Raw genomic sequence first — 23569 nt, forward strand, 5'->3', positions numbered from 1 at the left:
AATCTAAAATCTAAAGTCTAAAATCTGAAATCTATTTAGTTCTATTTGCGCTAATGTACGTCGCCATAGTTTCGATAGATTGGAAAATAGATTTTCCTTCTTTCGGATCTACTAATTTAATTCCGTAATCTTTATCTAAAATCACGATCAATTCAAGTGCATCAATCGAGTCTAAACCTAAACCGTCTCCAAACAAAGGATCGTTATCAGCAATGTCTTCAATTGTGATATCTTCAAGGTTTAAAGTTGTTATGATTTTATTTTTTAATTCTTCTTTTAATGCTTCCATGATTATTTATTGTATAATGTATTGATAGTCTCGTTTGTATATTTTGCATTTTCTTCTGTACTAATTGTACATAAAAAAGCTTTATAATTGTCGTTAAAATATTCTACCCAACCGCACAAAACCACATCTGCTTTATTCGTATTCAGAAGAATATTCGAATAATTGGACATAAATTCGGTGTTAAAGGCATCAAATATAAAGAAAGAATTTTCACTTTTCAGCTGATGACGGATACTTATTTCGCCCAAACAAATATTTGGCAGCGTATAAACAAAAACCGCTGGACTCGGAAAATAGTTTTCTTTGTCTGAAATAGATTCCTGATATTTTACATCGGTATCCAAACTCGACGATTTATTGGCCAAAACCAAAGCGATATTATTTTCTTGCTCTGTTGAGGTTATCGGACTCAAAAGCAATTCTGATCCTAAAAAAGCAAGTTTACTTAAAGCATCCATTTTGAAAAACTTTGGATATTGCATTTCAAAATTACGATACGCTTGTTTAGAAAAATCAGCAAAATCGGTTGGTTCAATTTTGAATACAGAATTTCCGTTCAAAACAATTTTGTTGTTTTGAATTGTGATATAGGATTGTATGTAGGTTTTGTTTTGAGTCATTTGTTTTTGTAACTTTGTCAAGTTATGAAATTCTACGAAAAATATCCGCAATTAAAAAACAAGAGCTTTTTATCAAAAGTTCTTGCTGATACTGTATTCTCTACAATGTCTTTAGAAGACCAACAAGTTTCTAAAAGCAAGGTTGTTAAAATTGTTGATGCCATTTTAAAGGAAAAAGAATTAAAAGGAAATCAATTCTTCACTAATTAGTTGATTTAATAATTTATAATCCCCATTGTCAGCAGCTTTCATTGCGCTAATATAAAATTTTCTGCTTTCACCTTCCCTGTGATATAATTCTAAAGGCTGGTATCCAAACTTTAACGCAATAAGATTCATTAAAATTCTTCCGGTTCTTCCATTTCCATTATTGAACGGATGAATTTTTATAAATTCATAATGTGCATAAACTAAGCACTCAATATGATCTTCTAAAGTTTTTGAAATGGAAATTTTAAAATTTAAATTGTCTAAAAATTGATACATTGCATGTAAAACAAAGGAGGGTTTAGGTGGGATTAATTGTCCCACCGAAACTTCAGTCGTTCTCCATTTTCCAGCCCAATCGTAAAGTTGTTCAAATGCAATTTTATGAATTTCCAAAACAAGTGATGTTGAAATCTCAACATCAGTTTCTAGTTCAAAAGTAAAAAGTTCCGCTTTCGCAATTCCAGACGCTTCAACTTCGTTGATTTGATTTTTGTCAGTCAAACCAAGTAAATTATCGTCAGGAAAAGGTGTCCAATTAGTTTGATTTTCCATTTTTCATTTTATCTTTTCAAAAACCACAGCCGTATTACAACCTCCAAATCCAGAAGCCGTTTTCAGGAAATAATCAATTTTCTTTTCTTCATTTTTCTCAATCACATTGATAGCTTCACTTACTCCAATTTCATCAAAACCTTTGGATTCAAAAAGTTTATTTTGATTAGCAGATTCTATTGCAATTACCGTTTCCAATAATCCCGAAGCGCCAAGTGTATGACCGTAAAATCCTTTTAAACTATTTACTGGAACATTTTGTAAATCTAAACGAGTTAACGCAATCGCTTCCATTTCGTCGTTGTAAGGAGTTGCAGTTCCGTGGGCTGAAATATAATCTAATTTGTTAGCTTCAATTTGTGCTTCTTTTAAGGCATTCTGAATGCTTCTAAACAAACCTTCACCTGTTCTTGAAGGTCCAGAAATATGATTGGCATCGTTTATCGAACTGTCTCCAATAACTTTTATTTTAGCATTTTTAGCTTCCGCCGAAACTAAAACGGCTGCTGTCGCTTCGCCTAAACTTACTCCAGTTCTGTTTTTAGAATAGGGTTTGCAAGGCAGTTCGCTCATCGCTTGGAAAGCATTAAAACCAGACAAAACAAATTCTGAAACCTCGTCGCCAGCCACTACAAAAATGTTGTCGTAAAGTTCAGACTGAATCATTCTTTTGGCAACTGAAACAGCCAAAATTCCAGAAACGCACGCATTTGAAACTACAATGGGTTGTGTTTGAAACTTGAAGAAATCGGCAACGTTTTTAGCTAAAACATCTAAATGTGCGTTGTTGAAACTTTCTTCTGAATCATTTGCCAAAGCGGTTACATTTCCTTTTGTGGTAGAAAGTATAAAAGCCGTTTTTGAATTTAATTCGATGTTTGAATTTTTGATAATTGGCTCTAAAGCCAAAATCATCATTTTCTCTAAACGGGAATATTTTGTCTCAGTGCTGATTTTTGAAAAAGCACTGTTTATTTTTTCATCAGAAATAATCGAAGCATAAAACGGATTCGGTATCAAAGAAATATTATTATGAAGCTGAATTCCAGAATCGCCACGAAGAATGGCTTCAACATTTGATTCAACATCAAAACCTAAAGGCGTGATACAGTTCGTTTCGTTAATATATATTTCTTTTAACATTTTATGATTCTAATTTCGTGAAATTTTTGCTCGCAGATTTGGCAGATTGAGCAGATTCCGATTTTAATTTTTTCTAATTCGTGAATTCGTGGCTAAAAAACTTTATTTCAACAACCCAACTTTCTTTTTCCATTCTTCATAAAAAGGAGGATTGGTCAGCATTAAATTTCCTGCTGCATCTAAAAAAACCTGAGTTGTTTCGCCTGTGCAGGCCACTTCTCCTTTATCATCAATAATTTTAAAACGGTAAATCATTTTGGCTGCTGGAGTATCTACAACAGTTGTTTCTATTGTTACCACATCTCCATAACGCAAAGACAATTTATGTTCGCAAGTCGATTTTACAATTGGCGTGGTATAACCCGTTTTGGCAATATCTAGATAAGTAAGTCCGTGCTGACGTCCAAAGGCTTCTCGCCCATCTTCGAAGTACGTGATATAATTGCCGTGCCAAACAATTCCAAGCGGATCTGTTTCGTTAAAACGAATCCTAATTTCGTGCGAAACGGTTAGATCTGTAGCTTCTTTAAACTGCTCTTTTCTTTTTATCATAAAATAATGCGATGGAAGTGGTAATAATGAAAAACAAAAATAATAAACTTATTCTTGGTATGATTTCGACGAAAGAAACGTTTCTAAGCAATACATCGTAAAAAGCCTCTAATCCCCAGTTCATTGGAGATGATTTTGCGATATATTGCATGATTTTCGGCATGGCAAAAACAGGAACCCAAACACCGCCAATTGCTGCTAAAATGATTACACTTGTCGCACCAAACGGAGCCGATTGTTCTTGTGTGCTGGCTACAGTTCCTAATAAAATTCCGAATCCTATGGCTGCAAAACCTGAAAATAATGCGACAACACTTGTTAGCAAGAAATGACCTTCGATGTTTAAAGAAGGCAATCCGATGGACGGGAATAAGAATACGGCAACGGCAACCATCATGTAAAACTGAATCATACAGATGATCGAGTAGGTGATAGTCTTTCCAATAATCACCACTAAATTAGAAACAGGATTGGTTCTTAATCGAACAAAAGTTCCTTGCGATTTTTCTTTTACAATATTAATAGATAATGGAATGACAATAAAAAAGATAGCAAAAAGCGTCCACGCCGGAACGTTATGCTGAACTGAATTTGGACGAACTTCTTTGTTGTTGATTCTCGGAATTATTTCTTTGAAAGTAATAAAGTTCTTTTGTTCAAAATCGATTGTTTCTTCTCCTAACTGTTTTTGAAAAGTGCTGTAAATCGATTTGGTTTCAATCTGCGAAATCATTTTGTCTATTGAACTCATAACGGCATTTTTGAAACTCATCTGAACCGCTGGATCGAAATACAGTTTTACTTCTTTTTCTTTAATAACGCGCTGAGGTTCGGCAGCTGAAGTGCTGTCAGTCAAGCCTAAATTGCTCACAATTTTCTCTACATTCTGATTTACTTTTTCCTGCAAATCAGAACTTAGGTTTTCTGGAATTACAATTGCCAATTGAAATTTTCCTTTGTACACATTTTCTTTGGCAATTTCTTCGGTAATCGGTTTATTGTCAATTTGGGTTACAACGGTAAAATATTTGCTTTTTTCTAAATTTTCAAAAACGGTTTTAGAAACAGATCCGTGGTCTTTATCGACCAAAAGAATCTGAAGTTTAGAATCGGTTACGGCTTTAAAAGTGCTGTCCTGAATTAAGGTTACGGCAATTACCAAAACCAAAGGCATGATAAATAAAATAATCAATCCGCCTAAATCTCTTTTTAGCAAAAGGAATTCTTTTACTACCGACATCCAAATTTTATATATCATCTCTCAACGCTTTACCAGTTAATGAAATAAAAACATCTTCGAGATTTCGAGCATCTTTTGTAGATTCAATCAATGCCGACGGAGGTGCTTGTGCGTAAATCTGTCCTTGATCTAAAATGGCAATTTGAGAACAAAAATCTTCGGCTTCGGCCAAATGATGCGAAGTATAAATAATGGTTGTTCCGTTTTGGTTTAACACTTTCAGATAATCAATAATGGCAGTTTTAGAATGTACATCGACACCAACTGTTGGTTCATCCAAAAACAAAACTTTCGGATTATGAAGAATTCCAGCAATCAGATTTACACGGCGTTTCATTCCACCAGAAAAAGTCTGAACTTGTTTGTCGGCAAATTTCAATAAACCTAAAAGATCTAGAGTTTCGATTACTTTATCTTTTAAATCAGAACCTTTTAAACCGTACATACTTCCAAAATAAAGCAGATTTTCTCTTGCTGTCAAAGTTGGATACAAAGCATATTCTTGTGGAACAACGCCTATGATTTTTTTAATTTTTGAAGCATGATGCTGATAGTCTAAACTATCAATCGTAAAATGCCCCGAAGTTGGTTTTACCAATCCGCAGAGCATGGAAATCAAAGTGGTTTTTCCAGCGCCGTTTGGACCAAGCAAGCCAAAAATCTGGCCTTCATTTATATTTAGCGAAACGTTGTTCAAAGAATACATTTCTGCATTTTTGTACTTTTTCGAAAGGGATTCTATTTGAATGATAGACTGCAAAATAGTGTTTTTAGCTGATCGCTTTTTTTAGTTTTTTGAAAAAGATTTCTTCTCTATTGGCAATGTCCAAAAGTTCATCGGCAATAGTGTTGTAGGCATCTTCTTTGGCGCTTCTATTTTTATAAATGCGTGAAGCTTCAACAGCAAAATCACGCCATGAGTCTCCAATTTGAGTCATTTCTTTAGAAAGTTCTTTCAGTTCTTCGTTAGCTAAAATAACTGACGCTTCCTGTAAAAATGCCGCATAAATAAAACGGAAACCACCGCCACCAGTTCCAATTTCTTCCTGCATGCGAACCATTTGTGCCAAATAATGATTGGCTTTTCTGACTCCATGTTTTTTAGGCCATTTACGAATCTGGCGAGAAACCATTTTGATACCGCGAACACCAACAATTGGCATTGGCGCGAGCATATCTCGACACGTATTTTTGATTCCTTTAATGATGGCGCTTTTTAAATCGACTTCTTTTGGAATCTGAATCGGATAGTACATTTGTCCGCGAGGCGCAAAAGCTCCTTTCGCAAAACGTACTTTATTCATGTCTTCGTAAGTTAAAGTCGTAACGGTTTCCATAACAGGATCGCTCACTAAATACTCGGTTTCGGTTTTTCCATAAACGACTAAATTGTGTGCGTTGAAATGAAAACGATATTCATCTGGGAAATAACTTAAATTGTAAACGCCAACTTGTAATCCTGTTGGAATATTATTTTTTAAATTTTCGTCTAAAGCTTTATTGGCACTTGAAATAGAGGAAAATTTTTGTCTTTTTATTTTTAAATTTAAACGGGTCGCCACTTTATTGAAAATCTGTCCAGGCAAAGTTCTATAACTAATTGCTGGTGCATGATTCACTTTTATAAAAGGCAGATAAACAAAGAATAATCCTGAGCCAATACCAAAAACCATCGGTTCGCTAATGTTTAGTCCGCTGTTTTTTAGCAGATTTGACGCTACTCCATTCTCGCAATGAGCAGACTGATGATGTGTGAAAGTTAATTCCATTTATTTGGTAATGCTGTTTTTTAATTCTTCGACTGATACTCCAAAAGTATCAGCATATTTTTTCAGTATTTTATCTTTTAGTTTGGCAAAAACACTTGGTTTAAAATGTCTTTTTACGCGCCATTTCCAAAAACCGACATAACTGGATAATATGTTAAGATCCATTTTATTGACTTCCATAAAATACACAATCGGACTTATTTCGCCGTTTAAAACCTGTTGTTTGGCATCGGCAATGCGCTCGTTTATTTCATCAATAGAATTTGAAAGGGCTATTGTTTTAGGTTCCCAGCCGGTACTTAATGTTGTGGTATAATTGCCGTTTTCATCAGTTGCATACAAAAGCTCTTTTACATTGTTCTTAGTTAAGTTGCTTTGATCCTGAGGTACTTGATCTTTTTCCATTACCTAGTTTTATTATTTTCAAGTGAAATTATTGCGAAACGGAAATTGTTTTCTGAATGAACAAATTAATTTCGCATTCTAAGAGAATCTGGTCTTCTACTAAGCTTTTGCATTTCATTGTGCATAAAGTATAATCGTCTCCAGTAAATTTAGAAACCAAATCGGCTTTAGTTATAATGGTGTCGCCAACTTTTGGCAAAGCATGAATTTTGACACTTTTTAAAGCGCTGATAAATCCAATTACATTTACGTTTTCATTCTCGATTCCGTTGTCGTCAAAAAAGTATTTTTTTCCAACAATTGCAGAACAAGTCTGTGCCGTATTTTCGATTAATCCTGCTTCTATAAAAACATTGTTCTGAATAAAAACATTGTCTTCTTTTATCAAAAATATGGTTTCTACAAAGTTGGCATCAATATCCAAAATCAAATCCACCATAAGCATCGGTGCTCGGTGTGGTAAATAATTTTGTATGTCAACAGCAGAAGTAGTTTTCATCGATTGCTTTTATTTTGCCAAAACGGTTTTCATTTGTCCTCTGGCAATTTCTTCGTTATTTAAAGTCGTAACAATATCCACTAAAGTAATTCCTGCAAATTCCTGTAGAATCGTTACTTCAGTTTGAATAGTATCGTTAAGCTTCGGAAGTTTCTTAATATCAATTTCTTTAATAGAACCAATATAGCCCGTTGGAGCAATTTCGTTTTTCAAAAAATATTGATATCCAGTATGCAATGCCACAGATTGTGCCATATGTTCTATTAATCCTGCTTCAAGAAAAACATCATTTGATACAAAAATATTTTCGTGCTGAATTTTTAAACCCGAAACTAACGAAGTTTCGGAATAAGAATGCATAGCGTCTACCATCACAAAAGGGAACTTTTGAGGCAGTAAATTTTCGATCATTTTTTTTTCTAAAAGCATTGTTTCCATTAACAAACCGTTAAATAGGCATACGCAAAAGAGAATCTTCCGCTTTCTGGAACAGATAATAAAATTTTATCTCCTTTTTTCAAATTCCCTGAACTCATCAATTCTTCAAGAGCTAGGTAAATAGAGGCAGAGCCAACATTTCCTACTCTAGAAAGATTCATGAACCATTTGTCATCGCTCATTCCGATACCTTTTTCGTTTAATCCTTTTTTCAATCCTTCAACAAAAAAGTTTGAAGAAACGTGAGGAATGAAATAAGTAACATCTTCCGATTTAATATTGTTTTTATCCATGGCGTCTTTCATGCTTTGAGCACCTTTTGACAGGATAAATTCGTCTAATAATTTAACGTCTTGTTTTATTGAAAAAACAGATTCGTTTAGCCATTGTTCTGGCGAATAATCGCTCCAACCTTTAATTTCTCCATTTTCCAATTTATCACCTCCAGCATACATGCAGGTTTCTAATTCGTAGGCATACGAAAAAGCTTCCATCCATTCAATTTTTAGCGAAATTGGTCCTCTTGGTTTGTTTTCTAAAAGAAAAGCTCCCGCACCGTCAGATAGCATCCAACGAAGGAAATCTTTTTTGAAAGCAATAATTGGCTGTTCTTCAAGGCTTTTTAAATTATCGGCCTCGTGATTGTATTTTTGGGCATTCAGCCAAGTAGAAACTTTTTCTGATCCTGTGCAGATTGCGTTTTTTGAATTTCCAGAACGTACGGAAAGAAAACCAAATTTAAGGGAGTTCATTCCGGCACAGCAAACTCCTGTTGAAGAGTTTAATTCTACCGATTTATTTTTTAGCAGACCATGAACCATTGCAGCGTGCGAAGGCAGAAATATGTCTGGAGTCGAGGTTCCACATGAAAGTACTTCTAAATCTTGAGGCGTAAAATTTTCGTCGAATAACGGTAAAATGGCATTTTTAGTTAATTCGGCATTGCTGTGAGTGCTTTTTCCTTCTTTGTCAACAGCGTAATATCGGCTTGTAATTTTATTGTTGCGCAAAATAATGCGTCTTGCTTTAGAAGCAGTATCATTGATAAGGCCCAAGTAGGCTTCCATTTCGTCATTTGAAACGGCTTCGTTTGGCAAATATTTTGCAGCTTTTGTAATATATACTTCAAACATAATTTAAATTTCGTCTTCTAAACTCCCTGATAATATTGAGTTTCCTTTTTTATAGATTTTAACTTAAGCGGATAGGTAATAAGGTGCAATATATACACTATTGGTGAGATTAACCATATTGCAAGGAATAAATAAACATTAAATACCTTAAGCAGCTGTTTTCGGTTTTTTTGATTTTTATAAATGATATTTGACCATTTATTAAAAATTTTATTGGCCGTTTTGTCAACAGTTACCAGATACGAACTTATTTTTACAGCTCCAGCATTGACTAATTTTGGTTGTAATTGTGCTAAATTATTTTGCTGTAATGAATCAAGCATGATTTCTCCAAACTGACTCGATTCTTGTATGTCTTTTTCTGAAACTCCTGGAAGCGGAAAAATACCTAAATATTTTTTCTTAACTCCAGAAAACATCCATTCTACAATTGTTATAACGCTGATTAAATTTCCAACGCGGTCTACCAAAGCTACGTTTCCAACCAAATTGGCATTGGCTTTTCTCAATAAAACTTTGATTTTTTCCTGAGCCATGATCCACATATTTCTAGATCCGCTTATTGTGATAACAGGCGTATTGTTCAAAATTTTCTTGGCATCGTCACTTTTCAAAAATGAATTAATCGGAATAGAAGGCGATAAATACCAAACCTGATAATGAAATAATATTAAGTCAAACTTCGTGTTTAAAATTTCTTCAGGAACAGGTTTTAATGCAGTCGGAATCTGTAAAAATGACTCTGGAAAAGCATCAAAAAAAGACTCTTTATTCCAAGGAAACGGAAACGGTTTTTCTAATTGTATTTCGTGAAATGTGAGATTTATTTCGTCTGAATTTAGGAATGGTTTTGCAATATTTTTTGCAATAGATTCCAGCTGTCCAGATTGTGTATAATAAATTACGAGAACATTTTTCATTAGGTTTTTGGCTTTGGTGGTCAGCAAAAATAAGTAAATTTATTTAAACGAATTTTCTTATTTCGACCAAGGTTTTTTTATTAGCATCGAATTCACGAATTATTTAAATACTGCTGTTATTAATGATTTTCCTTAAATTATAAATAGTAATAATTTCACGAAAAACGAATTAGTAAAAATTAGTGTAATTTGAAGTAAAAATTCTGCCCAATAATTAGTGAAAATTCGTGAATTTGTGGCCTAAAAAAAAATATCGCAGTAAAAAAACTAGGATTTTATATCGTTCCAAAAATCAAAATAATTGAACCATTGTAATGGATAACGATTCAAAATGCTTTCAACGCTTTTTACATATTCTTTCAAAAGCGCTTTTTCGTCTCGATGTTTGACTTCGGCTTCTCTTGCGTACAAATGATAATGAAGATTTGGTTCTTTCATTACATAAACAAAAACCACAGGAACTTTTAATCTTGAAGCAATTAAAAATGGGCCAGCTGGGAAATTGGCTTCTTTGCCCAAAAAGTTTTCAGAAAGTGATTTTGTTCCTTCAAAATAACGATCGCCTGTAAAGCAGATTAATTCGTTATTGGCTAAAGCAGCATTGATCTCAAAAATATGAGACAAATCTTCTTTGATGATAATAAATTTTACGGTTGGTTTTTGAGAAACACTTTCGAGATAATTCTTAATAGCAGAATGCTCTAAATCTGTTGTAACCAAATTAATTTGAAAATCAAGATCGATTTCTCCGAAGAAATGTTCGGCAATTTCAAAATTACCAACATGCGCACTAATTAATACACCGCCTTTTTTCTCGGCAAGTAACTTTTTAAGCGTTTCTATTCCGTCAAATTCATAGGTAAATTTGTTTCGCATTCCTGCCGAAATAGAAACTTTGTCAATGATGGTCTGTCCAAAAGTATAGTAACTTTTGAAAACCATTTTTTTGGATTTGAAATAGGAATATTGAAGCCTTTCTTTAAAATAATAGAAAATGGCTTTGTTACTTTTTCTTAAAAATAAAAAATAATAAGAAGCAACAAAATAAAGCAAGACATAAGCAGCTTTTACACCCGCTTTTTGAATTAAAAAAACGAATATTCTATAACCTAAAACAGTTCCTTTGGATTTACCATCCCATTGACTCATTTAAGCTGATTTGGCTTTGATTTTAGTTTCGATTAAGTCATAAAAGCTTTGAAAATCAGAAATTCCAACAAAATCTGCTTCAACTAGTTTTACACCAAAGTTTGACTCTATTGAAACGACTAAATCAACATAATCCAGACTGTCCAACCCAAGTGTATCTTTTAAATTAGCATTTGGTTCAATGTCGTCATTGTCTACTTCAAATTCATCAACTAAAAAACCATTTATTCTTGCTATAATCTCTTCTTTATTCATCGTTCAATTTAAACTTTTTAACCACCAACGCAGAGTTGGTTCCTCCGAAACCGAAAGAATTGGACAAAAATATGTCAAATTTTTTGTTTAACGTAGTTTTAACTAAATTTAATTTTGAAGCGTCTTCGTCAGGATTTTCTAAATTGATGTTTGGCGCGATGAAATCGTTCTGCATCATTAAGATAGAATAAATGATTTCGCTGGCTCCAGCCATCCAGCATTCGTGGCCTGTCATTGATTTTGTAGAACTCACAGGTGGATTTTTTTCTCCAAAGACTTCAAAAATAGCTTTGGCTTCGTTGGCATCTCCAACAGGAGTTGAGGTTGCATGGGCATTTATATATTCAATATCTGAAGCGTTTAGTTTTGCATCATCCAATGCACGTTTCATTGCTGTTGCTGGTCCTTCAACGTTTGGTGTAGAGATATGTCCGCCGTTTGATGAAAATCCGTAACCGCCAACTTCAGCGATAATATTGGCACCGCGAGCAATAGCAGATTCGTAACTTTCCAAAATTAAAGTTGCTCCGCCGCCACTCGGAATTAATCCGTCACGACCAGTATCAAAAGGTCTTGAGGCTTTTGTTGGATCGCCTTCTCGGTTAGAAAAAACACCTAATCCATCAAAACTGCTCATGGCATATTTATTAATTTCCTGGGCACCGCCAGTAATTACAATATCTTGGAAACCGCTTTTAATTAAAAAATATGCTAAACCAATTGAGTGCGATCCGCTGGCACAAGCCGCACTTACAGTAAGATTGATGCCGCGAAGTTTAAAAATCGTAGAAAGATTCATCGTAACCGTAGAATTCATCGATTTAAAAATGGCGCCAGAACCAATAAGAGCAGTATCTTTTTTCTCGCGAACAATATCTGTTGCATCGATAATTGCTTTAGAAACGGAGTCGTTTCCGTACATAATACCTACTTCGTGATTGTCAAAAAAAGTATCGTCGATGTTGGCATTTTTAAGTGCTTCTATAGTAGCCATATAAGCATACTCGGTTTCTTCACCGATGCTCATACGTTGTCTTCTAGTCAATAAATTTTTAAGATCAGCTTTCGGAACCATTCCTGTCAAGGCTGATTGAAAACCAAATTCTTTACGTTCAGAATCAAACTGAATACCAGATTTTCCTTCGTATAACGAATCTTTTACTTCGTCTAAAGAAGTTCCGATACAAGAATAAATTCCCATTCCAGTAATTACAACTCTTCTATTCATCGTCTTTCAAAAGTAATTTTTTATCCTTAAAGTGTAATTTTTTAATCTTGCAGCAAAGGCACTAAGGCACTAAGTTTTTTTAAAGTCTTTTTGCTTAAACTTTGCGACTCTGTGTCTTTGTGAGCAATTTTCTATGTTTAAAAATCTTTAAAATAATCTCGCAAACATAGTATTCTTTAAGAATATATTCCGCCATTTATGTTGATAATTTCTCCTGTAATATAGCTTGCTTTTTTAGAAATCAAAAAGCTTACCAAATCTGCTACTTCTTCGGCTTCGCCAAAACGGTTTACCGGAATTAGTTTTAATAATTCTTTTTCGTCCAATTCGCTCGTCATATCGGTTCTAATGAAACCTGGAGCGACAGCATTTACAGTAATATTTCGTTTTGCAACTTCTTGAGCCAAAGCTTTGGTTGCAGCAACAATTGCACCTTTTGCAGCCGAATAATTGGTTTGTCCTGCAGTTCCTTTTACTCCAGAAACAGAAACCATATTTACGATTCGGCCGTATTTATTGCGAAGCATTTTTTGAATAAAGAACTGCGTAACATTAAAGAAACCGTTTACACTTGTATTCATAACGCCATTCCAGTCTTCTGGTGTCATCCACATAAAAAGACCGTCTTTAGTGATTCCTGCATTGTTTACAATTGCTTCAACCAATTTCTCAGGATTTGCTTCCTGCCAAGCAGTTAAAACATTTTGTACATTTTCAAAATTAGAAACATCAAAACCTAAGATTTCTCCTGTTCCGCCTAATTTTTGTACTTCTTGTAATGTTTCTTCGGCAGCTGTTTTATTCGAATGATAATTAATCAGAATATGATAATCGGATTCTACGGCTAGTTTTTTACAAATCGCACTTCCAATTCCTCTCGAACCGCCTGTTACTAATACACACTTCATTTATGTAGGGTTTATTTTTATTCGTCATAAAATGAAACCGCTTTATAGAATGCGATTTCATTTATGCAAATTTCTAATTTATTTGGAGATAAATATTATTTCTTTTTTTTCGATGCTGATTTTGCAGCTGGTTTTGTCGCTGGCTTAGTTTCTTGTTTTGGTTTTTCGGCAGAAACAGGAGCTGCAGCAGGCTGAGGTTTTTCTGTACTTTTAGAGAATAGTTCAGCATTTTCAAACCACTGGTTGGCCAAAACTGTTCCGTCTGGTTTTAGAAATCCCCATTTTCCTTCGTTTTTTACTCGGGCAACGCCACCAATAAATCCTTTATCTTGTTGTGTAAACATTGCGATAATAGCATTTGTTGTGATGCCATATTGGGTTGGAATTACCAGTTTTCCAGATTCATTGATAAATCCCCAGTTGCTTTCTTTTACTGGAGCTAGACCGTTTGTACTGAAAACTTCTGCATCGTTGTAAGTGGGTTCAATAACAAATTTTCCTTCCAGATTAATGAATCCCCATTTTTTTCCAACTAAAACTGGAGCTAAATTTTTTGAAAACGCTTTCCCTTTATCATAAATAGGAAGAATTGCCCAATTTCCTTTCAAATCGATGTATCCAATTTTTCCGTTCTTTTTGGCAAATGTTAAATCTTGAGTTTCGAAATCCCAGATTTTTTCTGCACCGTCAATTGGAATAAATTTTCCAGCGTTTACCAATCCGAAAGTTTTATTTTTTTTAGCCCAAGTTGTTCCTTTAAAATAATTTCCAACTTCGGCATAAACTGGTTCAACCAATTCTTTTCCGTTAGTATCAATAATTCCCCAGTTTTTGTTCAATTCAACTCTGGCGTAACCATTTTCAAAAGGTTTGATCTGATCGTATTTTGGTTCTAGAACAACAGTCATTTTGTTGTTGATTAATCCCACTTTATTGTTTTGTCTGAAGAAGGCAACTCCATCATTAAAATCAAACACTTTGTCAGTAGTTGGTCCTTTTTGAATTTCTCCTTTTGTATTAATATAAACCCAGTCTTTGTCTTTTTGTACAACTGCGATTCCGCTGTTAAAATCTTTAGCATCTTTAAAATCGGCTGGAATTATCCAAGTACCTTTTGCATCTATAAATCCCCATTTTCCGCCGTTTTCTACAGCCGCTAAACCTTCAGAAAAACTTCTGGCAGATTTGAATTGAGGGTCAATTTTAAAAGATCCATCTTTAGAAAGATATCCAATTTTGGAGTTTTTTTTAACTAATGCTAATTCTTGACTATTAACAAATTGAATGCAGCATAGCAATAAAAATACAAGTGACTTTTTCATGATTTTAAGATTCAATATTAATACTGTAAATTAAAGAATTTTAACTGTTTATCAAATAATCTTTTACTTTTTGTACGAAAGGATACATTACTTGATCTTCTTTAAATTCTGGAATTATGTTTCGAATATCGTCGTACCATTTTTTAGTCGTAGACGAAATTTGATCTTTTTGTTTCAAATAATCAATTGCCTGAACAATTGTAATTAATTCGATAGCTAAAACTTCAAATGAGTTTTCGATCACTTTTGATGTAATCACCGCAGCATTTGTTCCCATACTTACAATGTCTTGATTGTCATTGTTGTTTGGAATACTATGAACGTACATTGGGTTAGATAACATTTGGTTTTCGGCAGTTGTTGAAGTGGCTACGAACTGAACGCCCTGCATTCCGAAATTAAATCCTAACGTTCCTAAGTTTACGAATGGTGGAAGAATTTCGTTGATTTTTGAATTCAATAAATAATTCAATTGACGTTCTGCAAGCATCGTTAATTTGGTAATAACGATTTTCAGTTTATCCATTTCTAACGAAATATAATCTCCGTGGAAATTTCCACCGTGGTAAACGTGTTTGTTTTTTACGTCTATAATTGGGTTGTCGTTTGCTGAGTTAAATTCATCTTCCAAAATAGAAGCGACATTGTTTATGGTTTCTAAAACTGGCCCCAAAATTTGAGGAACGCATCTTAATGAATAATATTCTTGAACTTTTTCTTTGAAGATTTCTTCGGTATTTTCGCCAGAATATAAATGGTCTTCTCTTTTACGAATTAAAGTACTGTCAGAAAGGTTTTTTCTCATTCTTTCAGCAACTTCCTGTTGTCCTTTATGACGTTTTGTTTGGTTTAATTCTTCTGAAAAATGATCATCATAAGCTTGAACTAATTCGTTAATCGCACAAGAAGCTTTTAATGACCAGTCTAATAATTTATTTGCATAATGAACATTTACAACTCCAATTCCTGTCATTACAGAAGTTCCGTTGATTAACGCCAAACCTTCTCTAATTTCTACCTGAATTGGTTTTAAACCTTCGATTTCGAAAACTTCTGCAGTTGCGCGTCTTTCGCCTTTATAAAAAACTTCGCCTTCGCCAATTAAGACCAAAGCTAAGTGTGATAATTGTACTAAGTCACCGCTGGCACCAACACCACCGTGTTCAAAAATTAAAGGCGTAATATCTCTATTGATTAATTCTGCCATTAAATGAATTACGGAAGAATGAACTCCTGAGTTTCCTAAAGAAAGTGTATTTAATCGAGCTAAAATTGCTGCTTTTGCACACTCAGCATTTAAAGGTTTTCCTGTTCCAGAAGAGTGGCTTCTAATTAAATTATATTGCAATTGAATTTGATCAGACTCTTTAATTCTATATTGAGCCATTGGACCAAATCCTGTATTTACGCCGTAGATTACTTTATTTCCTGAGAATTCTTTTAAGAAATTAAAACTTTCGTTTACTCGATTTAAAACCACATCGCTTATGGCAACTTTGCTTTTTCCAAAGATTATGGCTTCAAATTCTGCTAAACTTAAATATTCATTTATTGTATTCATTAAATCGATTTTGGTTGTGCTAATTTAATTTTATTTATCAAAATAAATGTAGTTATTTTGATGATGGCAAATGTAGGTTAATTAAATGATAATAATTCTAATATGACAAAGGAGTTTGTTGATGTTTTAGTGATTGGTGCGGGACCTTCTGGATGTGTTTCGGCATCATATCTTTTTAAAAACAACGTAAAGGTAAAAGTTGTAGAGAAAACAAAGTTTCCGAGACTTGTAGTGGGCGAAAGCCTTATTCCGCGTGTGATGGATCATTTTGCTGAAGCAGAATTGTTTGAGGCTCTTGATGCAATGAATTTCGAGAAAAAATTGGGAGCTCGTTTTATTAGAGGCGAAGAAATATGTGTTTTTGATTTCAGTAAAAAATTTGGAGAAGGATGGGATTGGACTTGGCAAGTTCCAAGAGCTGATTTTGATAACACAATGGCGCAGGAAATTGTGCGAAAAGGAATTGATTTAGAATTTGAAACAGAAGTTCTAGAAGTTTCTTTTGAAGGAAAAAAATCAAAAACTATTGTAAAAGATAAAGACGGGAATTTAAAAGAAATTCATGCCAATTTTATAATTGATTCAAGCGGATACGGACGTGTTCTTCCAAGACTTTTAGATCTGGATACGCCGTCTAAATTAGATCCGCATTCTTCAATTTTTACTCATGTTAAAGATATTAATAGACCAGAGGGTGAAGAAGGAACTCAGATTTCTTTTGATATTCTGGAAACCGAAGTTTGGCTTTGGGTAATTCCTTTTTCTAACGGAAATACGAGTTTAGGAGTTGTTGGACCAACGGATTTTATCAATTCGCTTTCTGAAAACAAAGACAATGCAGAAGCTCTGAAAAATGCCATTCAGAAATCGGATTATTATATTAAAAGATTTGCTGGAACAGAATTTTTGTTTGAGCCAGTTAAATTAGAAAACTATTCAAGAGCGGTTAAAAGAATGTATGGCGATGGTTTTGCCTTAACAGGAAACAGTTCTGAATTTTTAGATCCAGTTTTCTCTTCAGGTGTAGCTTTTGCAACCGAATCTGGAATGTTGGCAGCAAAATTATATTTGAAAGAATCACAAGGAATTCCTGTTGATTGGGAAGTGGAGTTTACCCAATATATGAAACGCGGAATCGCTGTTTTCACGACTTATGTTCAAGAATGGTATACTGGAAATTTGCAGACTTTATTTTTCCATCAGCCAGAAAACCCTGAAGTAAAAGAAAAAATATGTGCTGTTTTAGCAGGTTATGTCTGGAATGAAGAAAATTCGTTTGTCAAGAAACATGATCACGTAATTGCGAATATGGCGTATTTATTAAATATGCAAAAAGAACAAAGCCCTGAATAATCAGGGCTTTTTTTATGAATTACAATTCAAATATTTTATCCATTAAGATCCATTTTTGTCCTGGTTTTGCCCAAGGAAGTGCTTGCTGGAATTTCCACATTAAAGTTTCCCATTCCTGTACTTTTTCATTTGCAGCGTCGGCTTTGTCTTTTTTCTCAAAAGAAAAATTCTCGTCGCCTTCGATGATCATGAAAAGTCTATTTCCTGTGCAGTAAATATCCAAAACTAAAATTCCAGCATCTTGAATGCTTTTTTTAATTTCTGGCCAGATGTTTTCATGCAGTTTTTTGTATTCTGCAATTAATTCTACGTCATCTTTTAGGTCTAAAGCCAGACAGAATTTTTGAGTTGCCATAATTTTATTTTTGTTGGTAAGCTACAGCTGTTTGTTTACTTGTACCTAAACCTTCAATTCCTAATTCGATTACATCACCCGCTTTAATGTAAATTGGATCTGGTTTGATTCCTAATCCAACTCCTGGAGGTGTTCCAGTACTGATAACATCGCCAGGAAGCAATGTCATAAACTGACTTAAGTAGTGCACTAAAAATGGAATTTTAAAAATCAAGTTTGAAGTATTACTGTTTTGGAAAGTTTTTCCGTTTACAGTAAGCCACATTTTTAAATTGTTTACGTCGCCCACTTCATCTGGAGTTGCCATAATTGGTCCAAGAGGAGCGAAAGTATCAGAACCTTTTCCTTTTGCCCATTGTCCGCCACGTTCGATTTGGAAAGCTCTTTCGCTGTAATCATTCAAAAGACAATATCCAGCAATATAATTTGGTGCATCTTCTTCAGAAACGTAGCTTGCTTTTTTACCTACAACAAAAGCTAGTTCAACTTCCCAGTCTGTTTTTTCGCTGTTTTTTGGGATAATCAAATTATCATTTGGCCCGCATAAAGAAGTTGTTGATTTAAAGAAAATAATTGGTTCTTCTGGAATTGCAGCACCAGTTTCTTCGCAGTGATCTACATAATTTAATCCGATGCAGATAATTTTTGAAGGACGCGCAACAGGCGAACCTAAACGAACTGAATCACTTACTTCTGGTAAAGATGGATTATTTTTTAAAGCTTCTTCTAATTTCGCTAAACCGTCATTTTCAAAAAAAGCTTCGTTGTAATCTGTAACGATAGACGAAACATCGTATCTTTTTTCATTTAGTAAAACTCCTGGTTTTTCCTTTCCTTCTTCTCCGAATCTAATAAGTTTCATATTTTAATTTTTTTTAGTAATGTGTTTGTTTTTTTGCCACAGATTAAAAGGATTAGAATGATTTTTAAATCCAGTTTTGTCAGGCTGAGCGAAGTCGAAGCCACATCCAATTGGAACGCCCTTCGACTTCGCTCAGGGGGACAAAAACAAAATATAAAAATTTGCTTAATCCTTTAATATGTAGCTTTATTTTTTTAGCCACGAATTCACGAATTAAAATGATTTTAAAAATCTGTGAAATCTGTACTAAATAAAAATAACCGCAAATTTCACGAATTATGATTTGTAAAAATTCGTGAATTCGTGGCTATTTCCTTTTTTAGTTGTTCAATTTAATAAATCCACCATCAATTGGGTAATCTGAACCTGTGATGAAAGACGACTCGTCGCTGCATAAGAATAAAGCTAAAGTTGCGATTTCTTCTGGTTTTCCCATACGGCCGATTGGCTGTGATTGAGATAATTTTTCGAAGATTTCTTCTTCTTTTCCAGGATAATTTTTAGCGATAAATCCGTCTACGAAAGGCGTGTGAACTCTCGCAGGAGAAATAGAATTACATCTGATTTTATCATGTAAATAATCTTTCGCAACCGATAAAGTCATTGCCATAACTGCTCCTTTTGCTGTAGAATAAGCAAAACGATCAGGAATTCCAACCCAGCAGGCAATCGAAGCTAAGTTCAAAATTACACCTCCGCCAGAATTTCTTAGTGCGGGAATCGAAGCGTGAAGGCAATTGTAAACTCCTTTTACGTTTACATTCATAATTCTGTCAAAATCAGATTCTGAAGTCGTGTCTACTTTTCCAACGTGAGCAATTCCAGCGTTGTTTACCAAAATATTGATGTTTCCGATTTTTTGGAAAGTTGAATTTACTTGTTCGTGGTTTGAAACGTCGCAGGCATGAGCAAAAACAATTCCTCCAGCTGATTTTATTTCTTCAACCGTTTCTTTTGCACTTTCTTCAGTCAATTCTAAAATATGAACTTCAGCTCCTTGTTTCGCAAATAAAACCGAAATCGCTCTTCCAATTCCGCTTCCTCCTCCAGTGATAATTGCTTTTTTATTTTGTAATGAAAACATTTGATATAAATTTTTATGAGTTGTTTTTAATAGTCTTTTACAAAGATACGCCGCGTTTCCACGGAATAAAATCGTCTTGGTTTAATTGAACCGCTTTCGGAATAATTTCTCCACTTGCCGCTTTGATGCAGTATTCTAAAATTTCTTCACCCATTTCTTCAATAGATTTTTCACCACTGATAATTGGTCCACAGTCAATATCGATAATATCTTTCATTCTTGTTGCCAAAACTGAATTTGTCGCCACTTTAATTACAGGACAAACCGGATTTCCAGTTGGAGTTCCCAATCCCGTTGTAAACAAAATTAAAGTTGCTCCAGAAGCTGCTTTTCCAGTTGTTGCTTCAACGTCATTTCCTGGCGTACAAACCAAACTTAAACCTGGTTTTGTAACCAATTCGGTATAATCTAAAACATCAACTACAGGAGAAGTTCCGCCTTTTTTGGCCGCTCCGGCACTTTTGATAGCATCAGTAATTAAACCATCTTTGATATTTCCTGGAGACGGATTCATGTGGAAACCTGAACCTACTTTATGTGCCAGTTCATCATAAGATTCCATTAAATCAATGAATTTTTTAGCTTTATCTTCCGTAATACATCTGTCAATTAAATTTTGTTCTGCACCACACAATTCAGGGAATTCAGCCAAAAGAATTTTTCCGCCTAAAGCTACGACTAAATCAGAAGTATAACCCACAGCAGGATTTGCAGAAACACCGCTGAAACCATCACTTCCGCCGCATTTTACGCCAATGCATAAATCGCTCAAAGGCGCATCGGTTCTTTCGTATTGGTTGATTTCGATTAAACCTTCAAAAGTTTTTTTGATGGCATTTGTAATCAAAACTTCTTCGCTTTCTGTCTGTTGCTGTTCAAAAATAAACAAGGGTTTATCGAAATCAGGGTTTTGTCTTTTGACATCGTTTACAAAATCCTGAACTTGTAAATGCTGGCATCCTAAACTCAAAAGCGTGATTCCGCCCACGTTTGGATGATTGGCATAAGAAGCCAATAAAGCGCTCAAAGTAGAAGCGTCTTGACGTGTTCCGCCACAACCGCCTTGGTGATTTAAGAATTTAATTCCATCTACATTTTCAAAAACACGTTTGTTTTTTGGAGTCGGATTTAATTCAATATTGATATCATTAATGTCATTTCCGTTCAAATAACCTTCCAGCAATTCGTGCGTAAATTGGTTGTATTTGTCCGTTACGGCATAACCCAATTGCTTGTGCAAAGCCTCTTTGATTACGTCAAGATTTCTATTTTCACAAAAAACAGTTGGGATAAAAAGCCAGTAATTTGCTGTTCCAACGCGTCCGTCTTTTCTTTTGTAACCTTTAAAAGTTCGGTTTTCAAATTTAGAAACATCAGGCGCATTCCACTCATAAGAAGCATTTCTGTAAGCGTAAGGATCTGCGGCGTGTTTTAAATTTTCAGTCGTCATTAAACTTCCTTTGACAATGTCATTTTGCACTTTTCCCACCAAAACACCATACATATTTACTTCTTCTCCTTGCTTCATGTCCTGCATGTAGAATTTATGTTTGGCCTTGATGCGGTCTTGTAAAACATAAGTTTCATTTTCAAAAAGAATGGTTTCTCCTTTTTGTAAGTCGGTTAAAGCAACCAGAACATTATCGTCCGGATGCAATTTTACGACTAGTTTTTTAGTTGTGTTCTCCTGCATTGTTTTTGTTTTTTTCTTTTTTTGTGTCGTCACTTTCTTATTTAGGAAAATCAGTTAAGCACTTTATTTTCACTAAAATTTGGGCAGTAAACGAAAAATAAAATTAGTTTTTTTAGTTTTTTGTTATTAGTCTAATATTATCCGTGTATAATCTTTAATTATCTTTGCAGTATGAAATTGGAACAAACTAAAATAACGTCTTATCTCAACACCAAAGTTTCGGTGCTGAATCGGATTGAACCTTTTTTTCAAGCGCCCTTTCATTCGCATCCAGAATTGGAATTGGTTTATGTGAAAGAGAGTTTTGGAAAACGAATTATCGGAAATTCGGTAATGCCGTTTGAACCTGGCGATATGGTTTTTCTAGGTTCTGATATTCCGCACGTTTGGCTGAATGATGAAAAATATTATCAGGGACTTGAGGACTTAAGAGCCAATTCGATAGTCGTATATTTTCATAAAGATATTTTTGGACCGACTTTTTACGAATTAAAAGAAACTCAAAAAATCAACGAACTTTTTCTTCAAGCAGGAAAAGGAATTTCGATTATCGGAAAAACCAATAAACAGATTGCCAAAAAACTGGAGAAATTAGTTTCTAAAAAAGACTTCGAAGTTATTGTCGGACTTTTTGAGATTTTATCTATTCTTTCTGAAAGTCAGGATACAATTTATATTAATGACGAAATTTATTCTTTGATGCAGAAAGATTCGAAAGTAGATCGTCTTTCTGAGGTTTTTCAATATGTAAATAAAAATTTTAAAAGGAATATTGCTTTAAGCGAAATTGCCGCTGTCGCGAATATGACGCGGACTTCTTTCTGTAGAATGTTCAGGGTAAAAACGAAGAAGAATTTTGTAGATTATCTGCATGAAATCAGAATTTCGAATGCCTGCAAATTGCTGCTGGAAACCGATAAAAGCATGTCGGAGATTGCGTATGAATGCGGTTATAAAACAGCTTCAAACTTTAATAAGCTTTTCAAAAAAGTTAAAGGAATTACGCCTTCAGATTTTAAAAATAATGCGAAGGTGAATTAATTTTTTTAGCCATAGATTATAAAGATTAAAAAGGATTCGCTTTAGTTTGTCACCCTGAGCGAAGTCGAAGGGCGTTCCAATCGGACGTGGGCTTCGACTTCGCTCAGCCTGACAAAACTGGATTTGAAAATCATTTTAATCTTTATAATCTATGGCAAAAAAAATTAAATAGAACGATCTAAATGAGTATAACCACCATCAACATAAATAATCTGTCCAGTTGTATGGCTTGATTTTTCAGACAATAAGAAAACCACCATATTCGCGATTTCTTCTGCCGTTGTCATTCTGTTTTCTAAAGGAATGTTTTTGGTGATTGCAGCCAATTTTTCTTCTTTGTTTTCAAAAGTATTTATCCACGTTTCGTAAAGCGGCGTGTAACATTCTGCTACAATTACAGCGTTTACGCGGATGCTATATTTTAGTAATTCAACCGCCCATTCTCTGGTTAAAGCATTTCTTCCTCCGTTTGAAGCAGCATACGCTGAGGTTCCGCCTTGACCGGTTTCGGCAGTTTTTGAACCAATGTTTACAATTGCTCCTTTCGATTCTTTCAAATATGGAAGTGCGTGCTGCGCCATTAAATAATAATGCACTAAATTTTTGTGTAGCGAAGCAGCGAAATCTTCATAATTTCCATTTTCTAATCCAACACCGTCATTAACTCCGGCATTGTTTACAAGTCCGTCAATTCTGCCAAATTTTGCGATTACGGCTTCAACGGCTTTTTTGCAGTCTTCAGGTTTTGTTAAATCGGCAGCAACTTGATGCGCTTCTTTTCCAATGGCTTTTAATTCTTCTACGGCTTTGATGTTATCATTTTCGTTACGTCCAACGATAAACGGAATTGCATTTTCTTCGGCTAGGATTTTAACGATTCCTAAACCGATTCCTTTTGCACCGCCAGTAACGATAATGATTTTTTGGGTTAATGATAACTGCATAATTTTATTTATTATAATTTATTGCGATTTTTTTTTGCTACGAA

At 34.4% G+C, this 23569-nt stretch carries 27 protein-coding genes; 3 read left to right on the forward strand and 24 right to left on the reverse strand.

Annotated features, from left to right (window positions below):
- Positions 1 to 31: 31 nt before the first annotated feature.
- On the reverse strand, positions 32 to 289 hold the full coding sequence (locus tag DM444_RS04540) for a phosphopantetheine-binding protein (protein ID WP_111284431.1): 258 nt from the start codon (positions 287 to 289) through the stop codon (positions 32 to 34).
- Positions 290 to 291: 2 nt separating this feature from the next.
- A complete protein-coding gene (locus DM444_RS04545) occupies positions 292 to 909 on the reverse strand; it encodes a beta-ketoacyl-[acyl-carrier-protein] synthase family protein (protein ID WP_111284433.1) in 618 nt (205 codons plus the stop codon).
- Between the two features lie 24 nt (positions 910 to 933).
- Here DM444_RS04545 and DM444_RS04550 point away from each other — a divergent pair, with 24 nt between their 5' ends.
- Positions 934 to 1119 (forward strand): hypothetical protein, encoded by a 186-nt coding sequence (locus tag DM444_RS04550; RefSeq protein WP_111284435.1) that lies wholly within the window; start codon positions 934 to 936, stop codon positions 1117 to 1119.
- Here the strand turns inward: DM444_RS04550 and DM444_RS04555 are convergent.
- The 17 genes from DM444_RS04555 to DM444_RS04635 all read right to left on the reverse strand — a co-directional run bounded on the left by DM444_RS04555 (position 1090) and on the right by DM444_RS04635 (position 16193).
- Complete coding sequence (locus DM444_RS04555) at positions 1090 to 1671, reverse strand: Fic/DOC family protein (protein ID WP_111284437.1); 582 nt, start codon at positions 1669 to 1671, stop codon at positions 1090 to 1092. The two genes, DM444_RS04550 and DM444_RS04555, sit on opposite strands and share 30 nt — an antisense overlap.
- A 3-nt stretch (positions 1672 to 1674) precedes the next feature.
- Positions 1675 to 2814 carry a beta-ketoacyl-[acyl-carrier-protein] synthase family protein gene (locus tag DM444_RS04560; RefSeq protein ID WP_111284439.1) on the reverse strand — a complete coding sequence of 380 codons (1140 nt, stop codon included), beginning with the start codon at positions 2812 to 2814 and terminating at the stop codon, positions 1675 to 1677.
- Between the two features lie 102 nt (positions 2815 to 2916).
- Positions 2917 to 3366, reverse strand: coding sequence for an acyl-CoA thioesterase (locus tag DM444_RS04565; RefSeq protein ID WP_111284441.1), 450 nt, complete (start codon positions 3364 to 3366; stop codon positions 2917 to 2919).
- Entirely contained in the window at positions 3341 to 4624 is a 1284-nt protein-coding gene (locus DM444_RS04570; protein ID WP_162614917.1) for an ABC transporter permease, read from the reverse strand. The genes DM444_RS04565 and DM444_RS04570 overlap by 26 nt, the downstream gene beginning before the upstream one ends.
- Complete coding sequence (locus DM444_RS04575) at positions 4614 to 5312, reverse strand: ABC transporter ATP-binding protein (protein ID WP_162614918.1); 699 nt, start codon at positions 5310 to 5312, stop codon at positions 4614 to 4616. The genes DM444_RS04570 and DM444_RS04575 overlap by 11 nt, the downstream gene beginning before the upstream one ends.
- 64 nt (positions 5313 to 5376) lie before the next feature.
- Entirely contained in the window at positions 5377 to 6375 is a 999-nt protein-coding gene (locus DM444_RS04580; RefSeq protein ID WP_095930642.1) for a BtrH N-terminal domain-containing protein, read from the reverse strand.
- A complete protein-coding gene (locus DM444_RS04585; RefSeq protein ID WP_111284445.1) occupies positions 6376 to 6780 on the reverse strand; it encodes a hypothetical protein in 405 nt (134 codons plus the stop codon).
- A 28-nt stretch (positions 6781 to 6808) separates the two neighbouring features.
- Positions 6809 to 7279 carry an ABC transporter permease gene (locus DM444_RS04590; protein ID WP_111284447.1) on the reverse strand — a complete coding sequence of 157 codons (471 nt, stop codon included), beginning with the start codon at positions 7277 to 7279 and terminating at the stop codon, positions 6809 to 6811.
- A 9-nt stretch (positions 7280 to 7288) separates the two neighbouring features.
- Positions 7289 to 7717, reverse strand: a complete 429-nt coding sequence (locus DM444_RS04595; protein WP_111284449.1) for a hypothetical protein — start codon at positions 7715 to 7717, stop codon at positions 7289 to 7291.
- A complete protein-coding gene (locus DM444_RS04600; protein WP_111284451.1) occupies positions 7717 to 8850 on the reverse strand; it encodes a beta-ketoacyl-ACP synthase III in 1134 nt (377 codons plus the stop codon). Before DM444_RS04600 ends, DM444_RS04595 begins: the two co-directional genes overlap by 1 nt.
- Positions 8851 to 8867: 17 nt before the next feature.
- Positions 8868 to 9770, reverse strand: a complete 903-nt coding sequence (locus DM444_RS04605) for an NADPH-dependent FMN reductase family protein (protein WP_111284453.1) — start codon at positions 9768 to 9770, stop codon at positions 8868 to 8870.
- A 267-nt stretch (positions 9771 to 10037) separates the two neighbouring features.
- Positions 10038 to 10919: an LpxL/LpxP family acyltransferase gene (locus tag DM444_RS04610; RefSeq protein WP_111284455.1), complete on the reverse strand. Its 882-nt coding sequence runs from the start codon at positions 10917 to 10919 to the stop codon at positions 10038 to 10040.
- A complete protein-coding gene (locus DM444_RS04615) occupies positions 10920 to 11174 on the reverse strand; it encodes an acyl carrier protein (RefSeq protein ID WP_111284457.1) in 255 nt (84 codons plus the stop codon).
- Positions 11167 to 12402, reverse strand: coding sequence for a beta-ketoacyl-[acyl-carrier-protein] synthase family protein (locus DM444_RS04620; RefSeq protein ID WP_111284459.1), 1236 nt, complete (start codon positions 12400 to 12402; stop codon positions 11167 to 11169). Before DM444_RS04620 ends, DM444_RS04615 begins: the two co-directional genes overlap by 8 nt.
- Positions 12403 to 12578: 176 nt before the next feature.
- Positions 12579 to 13310, reverse strand: coding sequence for a 3-oxoacyl-ACP reductase FabG (fabG, locus tag DM444_RS04625; protein ID WP_111284461.1), 732 nt, complete (start codon positions 13308 to 13310; stop codon positions 12579 to 12581).
- 95 nt (positions 13311 to 13405) lie between these two features.
- On the reverse strand, positions 13406 to 14632 hold the full coding sequence (locus tag DM444_RS04630) for a WG repeat-containing protein (protein ID WP_111284463.1): 1227 nt from the start codon (positions 14630 to 14632) through the stop codon (positions 13406 to 13408).
- 40 nt (positions 14633 to 14672) lie between these two features.
- Positions 14673 to 16193: an HAL/PAL/TAL family ammonia-lyase gene (locus DM444_RS04635; protein ID WP_111284465.1), complete on the reverse strand. Its 1521-nt coding sequence runs from the start codon at positions 16191 to 16193 to the stop codon at positions 14673 to 14675.
- 102 nt (positions 16194 to 16295) lie between these two features.
- On the opposite strand from DM444_RS04635, the gene DM444_RS04640 reads away from it, so the two are divergent.
- Positions 16296 to 17546, forward strand: coding sequence for an NAD(P)/FAD-dependent oxidoreductase (locus DM444_RS04640; protein WP_111284467.1), 1251 nt, complete (start codon positions 16296 to 16298; stop codon positions 17544 to 17546).
- 19 nt (positions 17547 to 17565) lie between these two features.
- On the opposite strand, the gene DM444_RS04645 is transcribed toward DM444_RS04640, so the two are convergent.
- The 4 genes from DM444_RS04645 to DM444_RS04660 form a co-directional block, all read right to left on the reverse strand.
- Entirely contained in the window at positions 17566 to 17901 is a 336-nt protein-coding gene (locus tag DM444_RS04645; RefSeq protein WP_111284469.1) for an L-rhamnose mutarotase, read from the reverse strand.
- A 4-nt stretch (positions 17902 to 17905) separates the two neighbouring features.
- Positions 17906 to 18763 carry a fumarylacetoacetate hydrolase family protein gene (locus DM444_RS04650; protein WP_111284471.1) on the reverse strand — a complete coding sequence of 286 codons (858 nt, stop codon included), beginning with the start codon at positions 18761 to 18763 and terminating at the stop codon, positions 17906 to 17908.
- Positions 18764 to 19082: 319 nt separating this feature from the next.
- A complete protein-coding gene (locus DM444_RS04655; protein ID WP_111284473.1) occupies positions 19083 to 19847 on the reverse strand; it encodes an SDR family NAD(P)-dependent oxidoreductase in 765 nt (254 codons plus the stop codon).
- Positions 19848 to 19884: 37 nt separating this feature from the next.
- Positions 19885 to 21540 carry a UxaA family hydrolase gene (locus tag DM444_RS04660; RefSeq protein ID WP_111284524.1) on the reverse strand — a complete coding sequence of 552 codons (1656 nt, stop codon included), beginning with the start codon at positions 21538 to 21540 and terminating at the stop codon, positions 19885 to 19887.
- 171 nt (positions 21541 to 21711) lie between these two features.
- On the opposite strand from DM444_RS04660, the gene DM444_RS04665 reads away from it, so the two are divergent.
- Positions 21712 to 22581 carry an AraC family transcriptional regulator gene (locus DM444_RS04665; protein ID WP_111284475.1) on the forward strand — a complete coding sequence of 290 codons (870 nt, stop codon included), beginning with the start codon at positions 21712 to 21714 and terminating at the stop codon, positions 22579 to 22581.
- A gap of 164 nt (positions 22582 to 22745) precedes the next feature.
- Here DM444_RS04665 and DM444_RS04670 read toward each other — a convergent pair whose 3' ends face one another.
- On the reverse strand, positions 22746 to 23525 hold the full coding sequence (locus DM444_RS04670; protein ID WP_111284477.1) for an L-fucose dehydrogenase: 780 nt from the start codon (positions 23523 to 23525) through the stop codon (positions 22746 to 22748).
- Between the last annotated feature and the right edge of the window lie 44 nt (positions 23526 to 23569).

Origin of the sequence: Flavobacterium ginsenosidimutans (assembly GCF_003254625.1) — a bacterium.
Lineage (GTDB): Bacteria > Bacteroidota > Bacteroidia > Flavobacteriales > Flavobacteriaceae > Flavobacterium > Flavobacterium ginsenosidimutans.

What these genes read in the sequence shown, in the direction of transcription:
- DM444_RS04670 (WP_111284477.1), bottom strand. Translation starts at nt 23,525, where the DNA reads ATGCAGTTATCATTAACCCAAAAAATCATTATCGTTACTGGCGGTGCA.
- DM444_RS04590 (WP_111284447.1), bottom strand. Translation starts at nt 7,279, where the DNA reads ATGAAAACTACTTCTGCTGTTGACATACAAAATTATTTACCACACCGA.
- fabG (WP_111284461.1), bottom strand. Translation starts at nt 13,310, where the DNA reads ATGAAGTGTGTATTAGTAACAGGCGGTTCGAGAGGAATTGGAAGTGCG.
- DM444_RS04565 (WP_111284441.1), bottom strand. Translation starts at nt 3,366, where the DNA reads ATGATAAAAAGAAAAGAGCAGTTTAAAGAAGCTACAGATCTAACCGTT.
- DM444_RS04620 (WP_111284459.1), bottom strand. Translation starts at nt 12,402, where the DNA reads ATGAATAGAAGAGTTGTAATTACTGGAATGGGAATTTATTCTTGTATC.
- DM444_RS04660 (WP_111284524.1), bottom strand. Translation starts at nt 21,540, where the DNA reads ATGCAGGAGAACACAACTAAAAAACTAGTCGTAAAATTGCATCCGGAC.
- DM444_RS04570 (WP_162614917.1), bottom strand. Translation starts at nt 4,624, where the DNA reads ATGATATATAAAATTTGGATGTCGGTAGTAAAAGAATTCCTTTTGCTA.
- DM444_RS04655 (WP_111284473.1), bottom strand. Translation starts at nt 19,847, where the DNA reads ATGTTTTCATTACAAAATAAAAAAGCAATTATCACTGGAGGAGGAAGC.
- DM444_RS04575 (WP_162614918.1), bottom strand. Translation starts at nt 5,312, where the DNA reads ATGTATTCTTTGAACAACGTTTCGCTAAATATAAATGAAGGCCAGATT.
- DM444_RS04605 (WP_111284453.1), bottom strand. Translation starts at nt 9,770, where the DNA reads ATGAAAAATGTTCTCGTAATTTATTATACACAATCTGGACAGCTGGAA.
- DM444_RS04585 (WP_111284445.1), bottom strand. Translation starts at nt 6,780, where the DNA reads ATGGAAAAAGATCAAGTACCTCAGGATCAAAGCAACTTAACTAAGAAC.
- DM444_RS04610 (WP_111284455.1), bottom strand. Translation starts at nt 10,919, where the DNA reads ATGAGTCAATGGGATGGTAAATCCAAAGGAACTGTTTTAGGTTATAGA.
- DM444_RS04595 (WP_111284449.1), bottom strand. Translation starts at nt 7,717, where the DNA reads ATGGAAACAATGCTTTTAGAAAAAAAAATGATCGAAAATTTACTGCCT.
- DM444_RS04650 (WP_111284471.1), bottom strand. Translation starts at nt 18,763, where the DNA reads ATGAAACTTATTAGATTCGGAGAAGAAGGAAAGGAAAAACCAGGAGTT.
- DM444_RS04600 (WP_111284451.1), bottom strand. Translation starts at nt 8,850, where the DNA reads ATGTTTGAAGTATATATTACAAAAGCTGCAAAATATTTGCCAAACGAA.
- DM444_RS04540 (WP_111284431.1), bottom strand. Translation starts at nt 289, where the DNA reads ATGGAAGCATTAAAAGAAGAATTAAAAAATAAAATCATAACAACTTTA.
- DM444_RS04555 (WP_111284437.1), bottom strand. Translation starts at nt 1,671, where the DNA reads ATGGAAAATCAAACTAATTGGACACCTTTTCCTGACGATAATTTACTT.
- DM444_RS04545 (WP_111284433.1), bottom strand. Translation starts at nt 909, where the DNA reads ATGACTCAAAACAAAACCTACATACAATCCTATATCACAATTCAAAAC.
- DM444_RS04550 (WP_111284435.1), top strand. Translation starts at nt 934, where the DNA reads ATGAAATTCTACGAAAAATATCCGCAATTAAAAAACAAGAGCTTTTTA.
- DM444_RS04645 (WP_111284469.1), bottom strand. Translation starts at nt 17,901, where the DNA reads ATGGCAACTCAAAAATTCTGTCTGGCTTTAGACCTAAAAGATGACGTA.
- DM444_RS04635 (WP_111284465.1), bottom strand. Translation starts at nt 16,193, where the DNA reads ATGAATACAATAAATGAATATTTAAGTTTAGCAGAATTTGAAGCCATA.
- DM444_RS04630 (WP_111284463.1), bottom strand. Translation starts at nt 14,632, where the DNA reads ATGAAAAAGTCACTTGTATTTTTATTGCTATGCTGCATTCAATTTGTT.
- DM444_RS04580 (WP_095930642.1), bottom strand. Translation starts at nt 6,375, where the DNA reads ATGGAATTAACTTTCACACATCATCAGTCTGCTCATTGCGAGAATGGA.
- DM444_RS04560 (WP_111284439.1), bottom strand. Translation starts at nt 2,814, where the DNA reads ATGTTAAAAGAAATATATATTAACGAAACGAACTGTATCACGCCTTTA.
- DM444_RS04665 (WP_111284475.1), top strand. Translation starts at nt 21,712, where the DNA reads ATGAAATTGGAACAAACTAAAATAACGTCTTATCTCAACACCAAAGTT.
- DM444_RS04615 (WP_111284457.1), bottom strand. Translation starts at nt 11,174, where the DNA reads ATGAATAAAGAAGAGATTATAGCAAGAATAAATGGTTTTTTAGTTGAT.
- DM444_RS04640 (WP_111284467.1), top strand. Translation starts at nt 16,296, where the DNA reads ATGACAAAGGAGTTTGTTGATGTTTTAGTGATTGGTGCGGGACCTTCT.